General features: G+C 72.2%; 11 protein-coding genes. 6 read left to right on the top strand and 5 right to left on the bottom strand.

All coding sequences use genetic code 11. The features are described 5' to 3' along the window. Positions 1-19 precede the first annotated feature (19 nt). On the top strand, positions 20-2,986 hold the full coding sequence (afsR, locus tag ACZ4SF_RS19065; RefSeq protein WP_468385495.1) for an SARP-family global regulator AfsR: 2,967 nt from the start codon (positions 20-22) through the stop codon (positions 2,984-2,986). A 202-nt stretch (positions 2,987-3,188) separates the two neighbouring features. Then, entirely contained in the window at positions 3,189-3,356 is a 168-nt protein-coding gene (locus ACZ4SF_RS19060; RefSeq protein ID WP_468385492.1) for a hypothetical protein, read from the top strand. A 339-nt stretch (positions 3,357-3,695) separates the two neighbouring features. On the opposite strand, the gene ACZ4SF_RS19055 is transcribed toward ACZ4SF_RS19060, so the two are convergent. Beyond that, a complete protein-coding gene (locus ACZ4SF_RS19055; RefSeq protein ID WP_468385491.1) occupies positions 3,696-5,294 on the bottom strand; it encodes a FadD3 family acyl-CoA ligase in 1,599 nt (532 codons plus the stop codon). Positions 5,295-5,380: 86 nt separating this feature from the next. Between ACZ4SF_RS19055 and ACZ4SF_RS19050 the strand changes: the two genes are divergently transcribed. From ACZ4SF_RS19050 to ACZ4SF_RS19040, 3 genes are read left to right on the top strand one after another with little or no spacing between them, the layout of a single operon-like run. Then, on the top strand, positions 5,381-6,535 hold the full coding sequence (locus ACZ4SF_RS19050) for a lipid-transfer protein (RefSeq protein WP_468385490.1): 1,155 nt from the start codon (positions 5,381-5,383) through the stop codon (positions 6,533-6,535). A gap of 2 nt (positions 6,536-6,537) precedes the next feature. Beyond that, positions 6,538-6,945: a Zn-ribbon domain-containing OB-fold protein gene (locus tag ACZ4SF_RS19045; protein WP_468385487.1), complete on the top strand. Its 408-nt coding sequence runs from the start codon at positions 6,538-6,540 to the stop codon at positions 6,943-6,945. Next, the gene (locus ACZ4SF_RS19040) at positions 6,942-7,715 is read left to right on the top strand and encodes an enoyl-CoA hydratase/isomerase family protein (protein WP_468385484.1); all 774 of its coding nucleotides are present in this window, start codon (positions 6,942-6,944) and stop codon (positions 7,713-7,715) included. The genes ACZ4SF_RS19045 and ACZ4SF_RS19040 overlap by 4 nt, the downstream gene beginning before the upstream one ends. A gap of 46 nt (positions 7,716-7,761) precedes the next feature. On the opposite strand, the gene ACZ4SF_RS19035 is transcribed toward ACZ4SF_RS19040, so the two are convergent. The 3 genes from ACZ4SF_RS19035 to kbpA form a co-directional block, all read right to left on the bottom strand. Further along, the gene (locus ACZ4SF_RS19035) at positions 7,762-8,364 is read right to left on the bottom strand and encodes a hypothetical protein (RefSeq protein WP_468385482.1); all 603 of its coding nucleotides are present in this window, start codon (positions 8,362-8,364) and stop codon (positions 7,762-7,764) included. Between the two features lie 124 nt (positions 8,365-8,488). Further along, positions 8,489-10,840, bottom strand: a complete 2,352-nt coding sequence (gene afsK / locus ACZ4SF_RS19030; protein ID WP_468385480.1) for a protein serine/threonine kinase AfsK — start codon at positions 10,838-10,840, stop codon at positions 8,489-8,491. A 169-nt stretch (positions 10,841-11,009) separates the two neighbouring features. Next, complete coding sequence (gene kbpA / locus ACZ4SF_RS19025) at positions 11,010-11,744, bottom strand: AfsK-binding protein KbpA (RefSeq protein ID WP_468385478.1); 735 nt, start codon at positions 11,742-11,744, stop codon at positions 11,010-11,012. A 134-nt stretch (positions 11,745-11,878) separates the two neighbouring features. Between kbpA and ACZ4SF_RS19020 the strand changes: the two genes are divergently transcribed. Next, the gene (locus ACZ4SF_RS19020) at positions 11,879-12,514 is read left to right on the top strand and encodes a TetR family transcriptional regulator (RefSeq protein ID WP_468385978.1); all 636 of its coding nucleotides are present in this window, start codon (positions 11,879-11,881) and stop codon (positions 12,512-12,514) included. 80 nt (positions 12,515-12,594) lie between these two features. Here the strand turns inward: ACZ4SF_RS19020 and ACZ4SF_RS19015 are convergent, their stop codons facing one another. Further along, a complete protein-coding gene (locus tag ACZ4SF_RS19015) occupies positions 12,595-13,047 on the bottom strand; it encodes an Lrp/AsnC family transcriptional regulator (RefSeq protein WP_468385475.1) in 453 nt (150 codons plus the stop codon). Between the last annotated feature and the right edge of the window lie 33 nt (positions 13,048-13,080).

The raw sequence follows: 13,080 nt of genomic DNA, 5'->3' as shown, positions 1-13,080 counted from the left end.
CGCCGAGGGGGACGAACGCATGGACGGTGGGCCGCGGGTACCTGAGCAGCGGCGTGCCGGCTCCGCGGCCATCGCGGAGCCGGACCTGCTGCGCTTCGGCGTGCTCGGCCCCGTGCGGGCCTGGCGCGGCGAGGTGGCGCTCAGCACCGGCTCCCCCCAGCAGCGCGCCCTGCTCGCCGCCCTGCTGCTGCGGGAGGGCCGTACGGCCACGGCGGCGGAACTCATCGACGCGCTGTGGGGGTCCGAGCCGCCGTCCCAGGCACTGGCGGCGGTCCGCACCTACGCGTCCCGGCTGCGCAAGATCCTGGACCCCGGGGTGCTGGTCAGCGAGTCCGGCGGCTACGCCGTCCGCGGGCTGCGCGACGGCGCCCTGGACGCGGCGGTCGCGCAGGACCTCGCGGCGGAGGCCGAGAAGGCCCGCGGTGCCGGGGACCTGGGCCAGGCCCGGGACCTGCTGAACCGCGCCCTGGCGCTCTGGGAGGGAGAGCCGCTCGCGGGCGTCCCCGGCCCGTACGCCGAGGCCCAGCGGGCCCGGCTGGAGGAGTGGCGCCTTGGCCTGCTGGAGTCCCGCCTGGACATGGACCTGGAGCAGGGCTGCCACGCCGAGGCCGTCTCGGAACTGACGGCACTGACCGCGGCGCACCCCCTGCGGGAGCGGCTGCGGGAACTGCTGATGCTGGCGCTGTACCGCAGCGGTCGCCAGGCGGAGGCCCTCGCGGTGTACGCCGACACGCGCCGCCTGCTGGCCGAGGAACTCGGCGTGGACCCGCGCCCCGGCCTCCGTGAGCTCCAGCAGCGGATCCTCCAGGCCGACCCGGCCCTGGCGGAACCCTCGGCCCCGGTGGCGGAGCCGACCGTGGCCGCCGTCCGCCCCGCCCAACTCCCCGCGTCGGTTCCCGACTTCACGGGCCGCACGGCCTTCGTCACGGAACTGAGCGAGGTGTTGTCCTCCGCGTCCGAGGCGGAGGGCCGGGTCATGGCGGTGTCGGCGCTGGCCGGGATCGGCGGCGTGGGCAAGACGACGCTGGCGGTGCACGTGGCCCACCGCGCGCGCCCCTCGTTCCCGGACGGCCAGCTGTACGTGGACCTGCAGGGTGCGGGCCCGCGCCCGGCGGAACCGGAGACGGTGCTGGGTTCGTTCCTGCGCGCGCTGGGCACGGCGGACTCGGCGATCCCGGACAGCCTGGAGGAACGGGCGGCCCTCTACCGCTCGGTCCTGGACGGCAGACGGGTGCTGGTCCTGCTGGACAACGCGAAGGACGCGGCCCAGGTACGACCGCTGCTGCCCGGCACGGAGGGCTGCGCGGCCCTGGTCACTTCGCGGGTCCGGATGCTGGACCTGGCGGGCGCCCACCTGGTCGACCTGGACGTCATGTCCCCCGACGAGGCGCTGGCCCTGTTCGTCAGGATCGTGGGCGAGGAGCGGGTGGCGTCGGAGCGGGAGGCGGCACTGGACGTGGTCGCGGCGTGCGGTTTCCTGCCGCTGGCGATCCGCATCGCGGCGTCCCGCCTGGCGGCCCGCCGCACCTGGACGGTGTCGGTGCTGGCGGCCAAGCTCGCCGACGAACGCCGCCGCCTGGACGAACTCCAGGCCGGCGACCTCGCGGTCAAGGCAACCTTCGAACTCGGCTACGGCCAACTCGAACCGGCCCAGGCCCGCGCCTTCCGCCTGCTGGGTCTGGCCGACGGCCCGGACATCTCCCTGCCGGCCGCGGCAGCGGTCCTGGACCTCCCCGCGGAGGACACCGAGGACCTGCTGGAGTCCCTGGTGGACACGTCCCTGCTGGAGTCGGCGGCACCCGGGCGGTACCGGTTCCACGACCTGGTGCGCCTGTATGCCCGGTCATGCGCGGAGAGGGACGAACAGCCACCGAGCGAGCGGGAGGCGGCGCTGTCGCGGCTGCTGGACTTCTATCTGGCAACGGCGGCGGGGGTTTATGCGATCGAACGGCCCGAGGACCGGCTGGTGGATCACCTGGAGGCAACGCAGTACCCGGGGCTGACGTTCGAAGACCGGCATCAGGCTCAGGACTGGCTGTATGCCGAGGCAATCTGCACGCTGGCGTGCGTGCGGCAGTCAACCAGTCCGGACAGGCTGCCACGCGCTGTCGATCTGTTGTGGGCGGCCATGGATCTGACGGAGTCCGGCGCCAACTCCAGGGAGTACGAGACGACCGGGACGTCCATGCGCGCGGCCGCGCGTACGGTGGGGGACCTACGCACAGAAGCCAGAGCTCTCGTCACCTTGGCCAACGGCCACCATGTCTCCGGCCGGTTCGAGCTCGCGGATCAAGAGGCCGCCGAGGCCTACCGGCTGGCGCAGGTGGCGGGAGACCCTCTCACCAGTTGCTGGGCATCCAACGTGCTCGGAGTCATCGCGCTCTACCAGGGGCGCAACGAAGACGGTGAGACGCACCTGACCCGCGCCATCGAGAGCTTCCGCAACCACGGAGACCGCGCCGGTGAGGCGGCTGCCATGTGCAACCTGTCCCGGATCCACCTGGCCTTGGGGCGGATGGCGAGCGCGGTGTCTGTGGCCCAGCAGGTCACCGACATGTACGACGACATGGGGCACGCCTTGAGAGGGGCCAACGGGCGGTACGCGCTGGGCCTCGCACTCACCCAGAGCGGGCAGCTCGCGGAGGCCACCCACCGCCTCCAAGAGGCCCTCGACGTCTTCCGCGACAGCCGGCAGCGGCTGTGGGAGGGCATGACCCTCTTCCGCCTGGCAGAGGTCGACCTTGCCGCGGGGCGTCTGGCGCAGGCCGCCACCAACGCGGAATCGGCACTGACCCTCCTCCGTGGAATCGGCGGCGAGTGGCGGCGCGGAAACGTACTCACGGCGCTCGGGCGGGCGCTGAGCGGCATCGGACAGAGCGGTCGTGCGCAGGTCTGTCTGCAAGAAGCGCTGACCATCTTCGAGGCGCTGAGTGCCCCAGAGGCCGACGACGTCCGGGCTCTGCTCAAGCCGCTCACAGTGGCCTGAGCAGGCTCCCTGGACGTTCATCGTTCGTTTATCGCCGCAGGGCACTCTCAGTCCTGTCGTTCCGTCGTGTCGGGGGGCAGACGGGGCGTCACATGGGCTCACCTTAAGGTGTAGCGGCCCATAAGTACCCGCCCGGCGGCTCTCGGGGGAGCTGCCGAGCGGGCCCTTCCGACCCATCGCACAGAGCATCAGGGGAGCAGTCATGAGCGACGCCAAGAACACGACGCAGACAGAGACCTCGATCGACGAGGTGACCACGCTGAACACGCACGCCACCAGCGAGCCGATCAAGCCGATCACTCTGGCCACGGGTCAGGACGGCGGCGTGGCTACTCCGGACAACACACACGCCACTGACGAGAAGGCCTGACAAGACCTTCCACCACAGGGGGATCGGCCGCGGCGGCGCGGAGGGGGAGCCGTCGCGGCCGAGGTGTGTCCGGGGTGGGGGAACACTCGTCCCGCTGCGAGCAGCCGTCACTCACTCCACTGACCTGAGCGACGTCGTGCGGCGCAAGAGCAGCTGCAACAACCGCACTGGCGGCGAGTGCGTCGAGATCTCGGACGCTCGCCCCGGCATGATGATCCCCAACTCCGAGGAGGCGCAGGACGGCCCCCGTACTCCCGGCGTCCAGGCGGAGCGCGGGTGCGCGGCACGTCAATGGCGGAGGAGCGGCGGCCCAGGACGGTCGATGGGTGCCGGGCCGGGTCACCTCCTCCCCCGCAACTCCCCCTTCACCACCTTGCCGCTCGCGTTCCGCGGCAGCTCACCCACGAACTGCACCGCCCTCGGCACCTTGTAGTTCGCCATCTCGCGGCGGGCCCAGGCGATCAGGTCGTCGGCGGTGAGGAGCGAGCCGGGGCGGCGGACGACGTAGGCCTTGCCGACCTCGCCGAGGCGGGCGTCCGGTACGCCGATGACCGCCACGTCGGCCACGTCCGGGTGGATGCCGAGCAGTTGCTCTATCTCCGCCGGGTAGGCGTTGAAGCCGCCGACGATGTACATGTCCTTGATGCGGTCCGTGATGCGCAGGTTGCCGGACGGGTCCAGGACGCCCACGTCGCCCGTGCTCAGCCAGCCGTCCGGGGAGATCACCTCCGAGGTGGCCCTGGCGTCCTCGTAGTAGCCGCGCATGACGTTGAAGCCGCGGACCAGGACTTCGCCCGGCGTGCCGGCGGGCACCGGGGTGCCGTGTGCGTCGGCCACCCGTACCTCCGTGCCGGGGATCGCCCGCCCGGAGGAGGCGGCGATCACCGACGGGGCGTCACCGCGCCGGCACATCGTGACGATGCCGCTCGCCTCGGAGAGGCCGTACGCCGTCAGGACCGTGTCCACGCCCAGTTCGCCGCGCAGGCGTTCCACCAGCCGCAGCGGCACCACCGCCGCGCCCGTCACCACCAGCCGCAGGGCCGTCAGGTCGTACGCGCCCCGGGCGGGGTGGTCCAGGAGCTGCTGGTGCAGGGTCGGCGGGCCCGGCAGCACCGAAACCCGTTCCGCCGCGATGTTCGCCAGCGCCGTGTCCACGTTGAACACCGGCTGCGGGATCATCGTCGCCCCGCGCATGAGACAGGCGAGCACCCCCGCCTTGTAGCCGAAGGTGTGGAAGAAGGGGTTGATGATCAGGTAGCGGTCCGTGTGGCGCAGGCCTGCCAGGTCCGCCCAGATCTCGTACGCGCGCAGGGTCTGGCCGTGTGTGATCACCGCACCCTTCGGGCGGCCCGTCGTGCCGGAGGTGTAGACGATGTCCGACACCGCCGACCCGTCCAACCGGGCCGACCTCGCTCGCACTTGCGACGGCGGCAGCCCTTCTCCGGTCGCCAGGAAGTCCTTCCACGTGTGGAAGTCCGGCGGTGCGTCCTCCGACAGGACCACCACCCGCTCCAGCTCCGGCAGGCCGGGCAGCGGGCCCCGGCCGTCGGACCCGCCATCGCCCGCCGCCCGGCGCAGTGCGGCGACGTAGGACGCGCCCAGGAAGGTTCCCGTCACGAACAGCAGCCGGGCCCCGCTGCGGCGCAGGACGTCCGCCGCCTCCGTGCCCTTGAAGCGGGTGTTCAGCGGGACGAGGACCGCGCCCGCCGTCACCGCGCCGAGGGACGCCACGATCCAGTCCAGGGAGTTGGGGGCCCAGACGGCCACCCGGTCGCCCACCCGCACGCCGCTCGCGAGGCAGGCCGCCGCCGCGCGTTCGACGCGGGCACCGAGTTCGGCGTAGGTGATGCGGGTGCGGCCGTCGACCACGGCCTCGGTGTCCGCGTAGCGCCCGGCCGCCGACCGGACCAGTTCAGGGATGGTGTCCCACGCGACCACGGCCGCCTCCCCGCTCAGTGACCCCACGAGCTGACTAACCGTCAGATTAGCGGTAATCTGACGACCTGTCAGGAGAGGGGGTCCACATGGCAGGACCAGGACTCAAGGACGCCACCGCCGTCGTCGGGATCGGGCAGACCGCCTTCGCCAAGCACCTCCCGGAGGACGAGAAGACGCTCGCCTGCCGGGCCGTGCTCGCCGCCCTCGACGACGCGGGCATCGCACCCGGCGAGGTCGACGCGGTCGCCTCCTACACCATGGAGGAGACCGACGAGGTGGAGCTGGCGAAGGCCGTCGGGTTCGGGGATCTGACCTTCTTCAGCAAGGTGGGGTACGGGGGCGGCGGCTCCTGCGCCACGGTCGCGCACCTCGCCGCCGCCATCGCCGCCGGACAGGCCACCGTGGGCGTCGCCTGGCGGTCCCGGAAGCGGGGCAGCGGGCCCCGGCCGTGGACGAACACCGCGGTGCAGCTGCCCACGCCCGCGCAGTGGACCCGGCCCTTCGGGCTGCTGCGGCCGGCCGACGAGATCGCCATGCTGGCCCGGCGGTACATGCACGAGTACGGCGTCACCCGGGACCACCTCTTCAACGTGGCCCTGGCCTGCCGCAACCGGGCCAACCAGAACCCGGCCGCCGTGATGTACGAACGGCCGCTGACCCGGGAGATGTACATGACCTCCCGGTGGATCAGTGAGCCGCTGTGCCTCTACGACAACTGCCTGGAGACGGACGGCGCACTGGCCTGTGTGATCGTCGGACGGGAGCGGGCCCGGGACTGCGCCCGGCAGCCGGTGTACGTGCATGCCGCCGCGCAGGGCCTGCCCGCCCAGCACCACGGCATGGTCAACTACTGGAACGACGATCCCCTCACCGGCCCCGCCTGGACGGCCGCCCGGCACCTGTGGAAGCACGCGGACATCACCCCGGACGACGTCGACGTGGCCCAGATCTACGACGCGTTCACGGCCCTGGTCCCGCTGTCCCTGGAGGGCTACGGCTTCTGCGCCCGCGGCGAGGGCGGCGCCTTCACCGAGCAGGGCGCCCTGGAGACCGGCGGGCGGCTGCCGGTCAACACCGGGGGCGGCGGGCTCAGCGAGGCGTACGTGCACGGCTTCAACCTCATCAACGAGGGCGTCAAGCAATTGCGCGGGACCAGTACCGCCCAGGTCCCCGGCGCTGCCACCTGCCTGGTCACGGCCGGTGAAGGCGTTCCCACCTCCGCTCTCCTCCTCAGGAGCTGATCATGCTGATTCCGGTCAGGGACCCCGCCGGCGCGCCCTTCTGGGAGTACGCGGACCGCGGCGAGCTGCGTGTCCAGGCGTGCGGCGACTGCGGTGAACTGCGCTTCCCGCCCCGGCCCTGCTGCCCGCACTGCCAGTCCTTCGCGAGCCGGTGGCGGCCGGTCTCCGGGCGCGGGCGTGTGTGGTCCTACGTCGTCCCGCATCCGCCGCTGCTGCCCGACTACGCGGAACAGGCCCCGTACAACGTGGTCGTCGTGGAACTGGCGGAGGACCCGGGCATACGGCTGGTCGGGAATCTGGTCAGCGGTCCGGGGGCGCGGCTGGACTCCGTCGATCCGGCGCGCATCCGGATCGGCGCCCGGGTGCAGGCGGTCTTCTCCGGCGGGCTTCCGCAGTGGGTGCTCGCGTGAACACCGTCCGCCTCGCCACCGACAAGGACACCGGTGTCGCCGTGGTCACGCTGGCCCGGCCCGAGCGGCTCAACGCCATCGACCTCACGATGGCACAGGAACTCGCCGCGCTCTGGCGCGAGCTGCGGTTCGACGACTCCGTGCGGGCCGTCGTGCTCACCGGGGCCGGGGAGCGGGCGTTCTGCACGGGCATCGACCGCAGCGCCGTCGTGCCGCAGCCCTCGTCGCCGTACATGCAGGACGATCCGCTGCTGGGCGTCGGCCCGAAGGCGAACGACCTGTGGAAGCCGGTCGTGGCGGCCGTGCGTGGGATGGCCTGCGGCGGGGCCTTCTATCTGCTGGGCGAGGCCGAGTTCGTGATCGCCGACGACACCGCGGTCTTCTTCGACCCGCACACCACGTACGGCATGGTCAGCGCCTACGAGTCCGTGCTCATGGCCGGGCGGATGCCGTACGGGGAGGTCGCGCGGATGATGCTCATGGGCACGGCCGAGCGGATCTCCGCCCGGCGGGCCCATGAGGTGGGGCTGGTCTCCGAAGTCACGGTGGAGGGAGGCGCGCTGGAGAGTGCCGTGCGCTGTGCCGCCGTCATCGCCGGGTATCCGTCGGAGGGGGTGCAGGGGACCGTGCGGGCGCTGTGGTCGGCCAGGGAGGCGGCGCGTGCGCAGGCGTTCGCGCAGGCACCGCATCTCATCGCCCTCGGCAATCTGCCGGCCGGACGGCAGGCGGAGCTGTTCGCGGGAAGGCCGAGGGAGTACCGGGTGCGTTAGACCGTGCCTTTCGGCACGGCCCGGCTAGCCTTCCGGCACGGCCTGGCTAGGTCCCGAGCCGGGCGACCGGGTCCACGGTGCAGTGGTCGAGCCTGAGGACGAGGCCGTCGTCGCGCACCCCGAAGCTGCCCACCAGCTCCACCTGGACGCGCGCCGTGCCATGGGCCGGGACGGTGACCGTGGCGGCGTTGTCGCCGATCGCCGAGTCCTGCCCGTCGTCGAACTCGACGTGCGCCTTGAAGTCGGCTTCGCGGCCGTTCGGGTTGCTGACCTCGACGGTCGCGTACTGCGCCTTCTCGGTGGCGCAGCTCACCAGTCTCGCCTTCCCGTCCTTCAGCGCCGTCCCGCTGCCCGGGGAGGACGTGGAGCGCTGGGTGGGCCGGCGGTGGTAGGCGCCGCCACCGGTGCCGCCCGAGGTGTTCGTGCCGCCGCTGCCGTAGGTGTCGTCGTCCGAGTCGTCGTAGGAGCCTCCCGAGGACGACGAGGACGAGCTGTCGTGGTCCTGGTGGGAGCTGCTGCAGCCGCCCCCACCGCCTCCGCCCCCGTGGTGGTGGCCGTGCCGGCCGGTCGAGAAGCCGGTGAGAGCGAGGACCGTGAAGGTCAGTACGGCCGTGAACTTGAGCGTGCGCATCCGTGTATGCATGGCCATGACATCACCCTAACCATCGGCTCCGACCCTCTGGCGGGTGCCCGGCGCCGGGGGTAGCGTCAGCCCTGGACGGCCGCCGTCTGGAGCCCTTCCGTGAAAAACCCGGTACGACGGCCGTCACGCACTACGCGCTCCGCGCGGTTCCCGTGCCCTTCTCCGCATCCAGCGCGTACACGCACCGGTCCTTGCTGCACGCGTACACCACGCCGTCCTTGACCACCGGGGAGCCGGTGATCTCGCCGCCGGTGGCGAGCTTCCAGCGCAGCCGGCCGTCGTCGGCCTTCAGGGTGTAGAGGAGGTGGTCGGTGGAGCCGAAGTGGATGCGGCCCTCCGCCACCGCGGGGGCGCCCACCACGTCGCCGCCGGCCTGGAAGCGCCACTTGGGCGTGCCGGTGACCGCGTCCAGGGTGTACAGGCCCTTGCCGCTGCCGACGTGCACGTGCCCGGCGGCGACCAGCACCGGCTCCACGGACGAGCGGGCCTCGGTGGCGATGCGCCAGCGGTCACGGCCGTCGTTGGCGTCCAGGGCGTACACCGTGCCGAGGTAGTCGGCGAGGTAGATGCCGCCGCCGGTGACGGCCGGCCCGGGGGCGAAGGCCGGCGGGCACAGGAAGACCGCCGGGGCCTCGAAGTGCCAGCGCACCATGCCGCTCGCCGCCTCGACGGCCAGCACGCGGGTGCCGGCGGAGACGTACACGTGACCGTCGGACGCCGGGGCCAGCCGGACCGGGACACCGCCGCAGGAGGCCGCGTCGCCGATCGGGTACGACCAGCGCTCCTCGCCGGTGCGGGCCTCCAGGGCGCGCAGCCGGGCGTCCTGCCAGACGTAGACCGTCCCGTCGTGCACGACCGGGCCCGCCTCGGGGGACTCGAAGTCGGTCTGGCAGCCGGTGATCTCCCACAGCTTCTGACCGTTCGACGCCTCCCAGGCCTGGACGCCGCCACCCCGGGTGCCGGTGACCACCGTGCCGCGGTCGGCGTTCAGGGAGTACACCCAGGCGTCCGTGGAGAGCCGCCACAGGTCGGTGCCCTCGCGGGCGTCCAGGGCGAACAGGGTCGGACCGTCGGAGGCGTGGATGCGGCCGTCGGCGACCGCCATGGACCAGGCGACGTCCCGGGTCTTGAAGCGGCGGCGGCCGGTGGCCACGTCCAGCGCGTGCACCTCGAAGGAGGTGACGTAGACCAGGTCGCCGTCGACGGACGGGGTACCCCAGACGTCGTTGGACATCCGGAACCGCCAGGGGCGCCAGCCGCTCGCCGTCTCCGGGGACGTGGCGGGCACGGGCGGTACGGCCGGGTCGGCGCCGGCCACGCCGGGCCGCGGCCGGGACCAGCCGGCCACCAGGCCGGCCTCGGGCGGAGGCGCCTTCACCGCGGCGGCGCGGGCATCGGCCACGCGGGGGCCGGGGCCGATGGGAACCGGGGCGCCGGCCAGCCGGACCGGGCCGGTGTCGGGGGCGCCGACCGGGGCCGGGGCGGGCGCGGGGACCGGCGGGTCGTACGGCGGGGGCGGGGGCACGGCCGGGCGGCCGGCACTGCGCGGGCCGGCGGTCGCGGCCGGAGCGGGCTTGACGGCGGGTCTGCCGCCGCGGCGGGACTCGATGAGGCCGACGGCCTTCTCGGGCAGCCAGGCGGAGGCGGTGCCGCTGTCGTCGGAGCCGGAGCCGAAGAGGTGGGGGGCGAGCTGGGCCTGCAGGTCGGCCGGGGTGGGGCGGGCGGAGGCCTCCATCTGCATGCACAGCTCGATGAGCGGGCGCAGCTCGTCGGGCAGACCGGTCAGGTCCGGACCCTCGCGGAGCAGCATGAAGACGGTCTCGACCGGGTTGGCGCCGTGGAAGGGCGGGTGACCGGTGGCCGCGAAGACCAGCATGGAACCGAGGGAGAAGACGTCACTGGCGCCGGTGACGCTGCGGGAGTCCTTGGCCTGCTCCGGAGACATGTAGGCGGGGGTGCCGACGGCGACGTTCGTCATCGTCAGCCGGGTGTTGGAGACACCGGAGGCGATACCGAAGTCGATCACCCGGGGGCCGTCCTCGACCACGAGCACGTTGGACGGCTTCAGGTCGCGGTGGACCAGGCCCGCACCGTGGATGGACTGCAGGGCCTCCGCCACGCCGGCCGCCAGCCAGCGCACGGCCTGCGCCGGGAGCGGCCCGCACTCGTTCACTATCTCTTCCAGTGAGGGCGCGGGGACGTAGGCGGTGGCCAGCCAGGGCACGGCGGCGCGCGGGTCGGCGTCGACCACGGCCGCCGTGTAGAAGCCGGAGACCGCCCGGGCCGCCTCCACCTCACGGGTGAAGCGGACCCGGAAGAGCTGGTCCTCGGCCAGCTCCGTGCGGACCGTCTTGATCGCCACGCGCCGGCCGGACGCCGAGCGCGCGAGATAGACCAGCCCCATGCCGCCGGCGCCCAGCCGGCCCAGCACCTCGAACGGCCCGATCCGCCGCGGATCGTGCTGCGTCAGCTGATCCACCACTTGCCTGCCACCTCCCCGTACGAGCCGCGCCACCCACATATGTACGCGACCGAAGTGCAGCGTCTCACCACCGCACCGCCTTGGCGGCACGCACCCTGATTCTTCCTGGCCGGGCGGCTGGTTGCGAACCCGGTGAGAAATCGGGGTGTCTTACAGCAAAGCGGACGAATCAGCGCTGCAGCAGTGCGAACGACGCCCCCTGATTGTCGGTGACGACGGCCACTCGTCCGTACGACGTCTCGAAGGGTGGCGCCTGCACCCGGCCGCCGAGCCGCTGCACGGCTGCGACGGCGTCGTCCAGACCGGTGACCCGGAAGTGGGTGACGAAGTGCGGGGGCATCTCGGCGGGGAACACGTCGGTGACGTCCGCGCGGCCGAAGTCGGGCTCGGCGCCGGTGCCGAACAGGGCGTCGTGGAAGAGGCCGCCGTAGAAGACGTTGGCCCCGGCGGTGTCCCGGGTGTACAGCTGGGCCCAGACGAAGGTGCCGGGTGCGTGCCGCCGCCCGAAGCCGGGGTGGGTGCCGGGCTGCCACAGGCCGAACACCGCGCCTTCGGGGTCGGTGGCGAGGGCCGCGGTGCCGAGTTCGCCGACCGGGAACGGGGCCATGACCACCTGCCCGCCGCCCGCGGTGATCCGCCGGACGAGGGCCGCGGCGTCCGAGGTCGCGAAGGAGACCGTCCAGACGGTGGGCATGCGGCCGTCCGTCTTGGGCGCCAGCGAGGCGACGCGGTCGCCGTCCAGCAGGGCCCACACCGAGGAGCCGTACGACTCCTCGAAGGTCCACCCGAAAAGCTCACCGTAGAACCGCTTGCCCGCCTCGACGTCGGGCAGCTGGGCGTCCACCCAGCAGGGGACGCCCTCCCGGTACACCTCTTCGTCGGCGGATGCCCTGTTTTCGGCCATGCCGTCAAAGTAACCGGGCCACGCGCACCGCGCAGACCAGGCACACCACCCCCGCTGTCCCCGTGCACCCCATTTGCAGTCGGCCGAATCGCGCTCCGATCACCCCTCGGTAAGCTGACGGCATGACAGGACAAGTGCGTACCGTCGACGGCCGCGTGGCCGGCCGGCGTGGGCAGGCGACCCGGCAGAAGCTGCTCGACTGCCTCAGCGAGATGCTCAGCTCCTCCCCGTACCGGGACGTCAAGGTCATCGATGTCGCCCGGAAGGCGGGCACTTCGCCCGCGACCTTCTACCAGTACTTCCCCGACGTCGAAGGTGCCGTCCTGGAGATCGCCGAGCAGATGGCGGCCGAGGGCGCAGGGTTGACCGAACTCCTCGAAGGACGCACCTGGACCGGCAAGGCGGGGTGGCAGACGGCACAGGAACTCGTCGACGGGTTCCTGGAGTTCTGGCGGAAGAACGATGCGATCCTGCGCGTGGTCGACCTCGGCGCGGCCGAGGGGGACAAACGGTTCTACAAGATCCGCATGAAGATCCTGAACTCCGTCAACAACTCCCTCGCGGACTCCATCGCGGAACTGCAGTCCAAGGGCCGGGTCGACAAGGACGTCAACCCGGCGGCGGTGGCCGGTTCGCTGGTCGCGATGCTCGCGGCCGTGGCCTCCCACCAGAAGGGTTTCACGTCCTGGGGTGTGAAGCAGGCCGAACTCAAGCCGAATCTCGCACTGTTGGTGCACCTGGGCGTGACCGGCAAGAAGCCGTCCAGGTAGCGCCGCGTCGCGCACTTTTTTCCAGGGTCCAAGTCCTGTCTGGCAGGCGGTGGTTCACTCGGTGAGCCACCGCCTGCGGTCTACGCGGGCCACGGCCGGTCCCGCACCACGTGCTTCATCACCAGCGTCGACGTCAGCCGCTGCACCCCCGGCAGGGTGGCCAGCCGCTCGTCGTACAGCCGCTGGAAGGCGGCCAGGTCGGCGGTGGCGACCCGGAGCAGATAGTCCGGCTCCCCGAACAGCCGCTGGGCGTCCAGCACGTGATCCAGTTCGCTGACGGCCCGCTCGAACTCGGCGACCGTGTCCCGGTCCTCCTGCCGCATGGACACGAAGACCAGCGCCTCGAAGTTCAGCCCGAGTGCCGCGGGGTCCACCTGCGCCCGGTAGCCCTGGATGGCGCCGGACCTCTCCAGCTCGCGCAGCCGACGGTGGCAGGGCGAGACGCTGAGCCGCACTCGGGCGGCCAGCTCGGTCACGGTCAGCCGCCCGTCCTGCTGCAGCTCGGCAAGGATTTTCCGGTCCACGTCGTCCATGAAGAAGATATTTGCTCAGATGCGGCGATCATG

This window comes from Streptomyces sp. NPDC027663 (genome assembly GCF_055566415.1).
The sequence above is the reverse complement of the archived record's forward strand: the minus strand, read 5'-3'. Positions and strand labels throughout refer to the sequence as shown.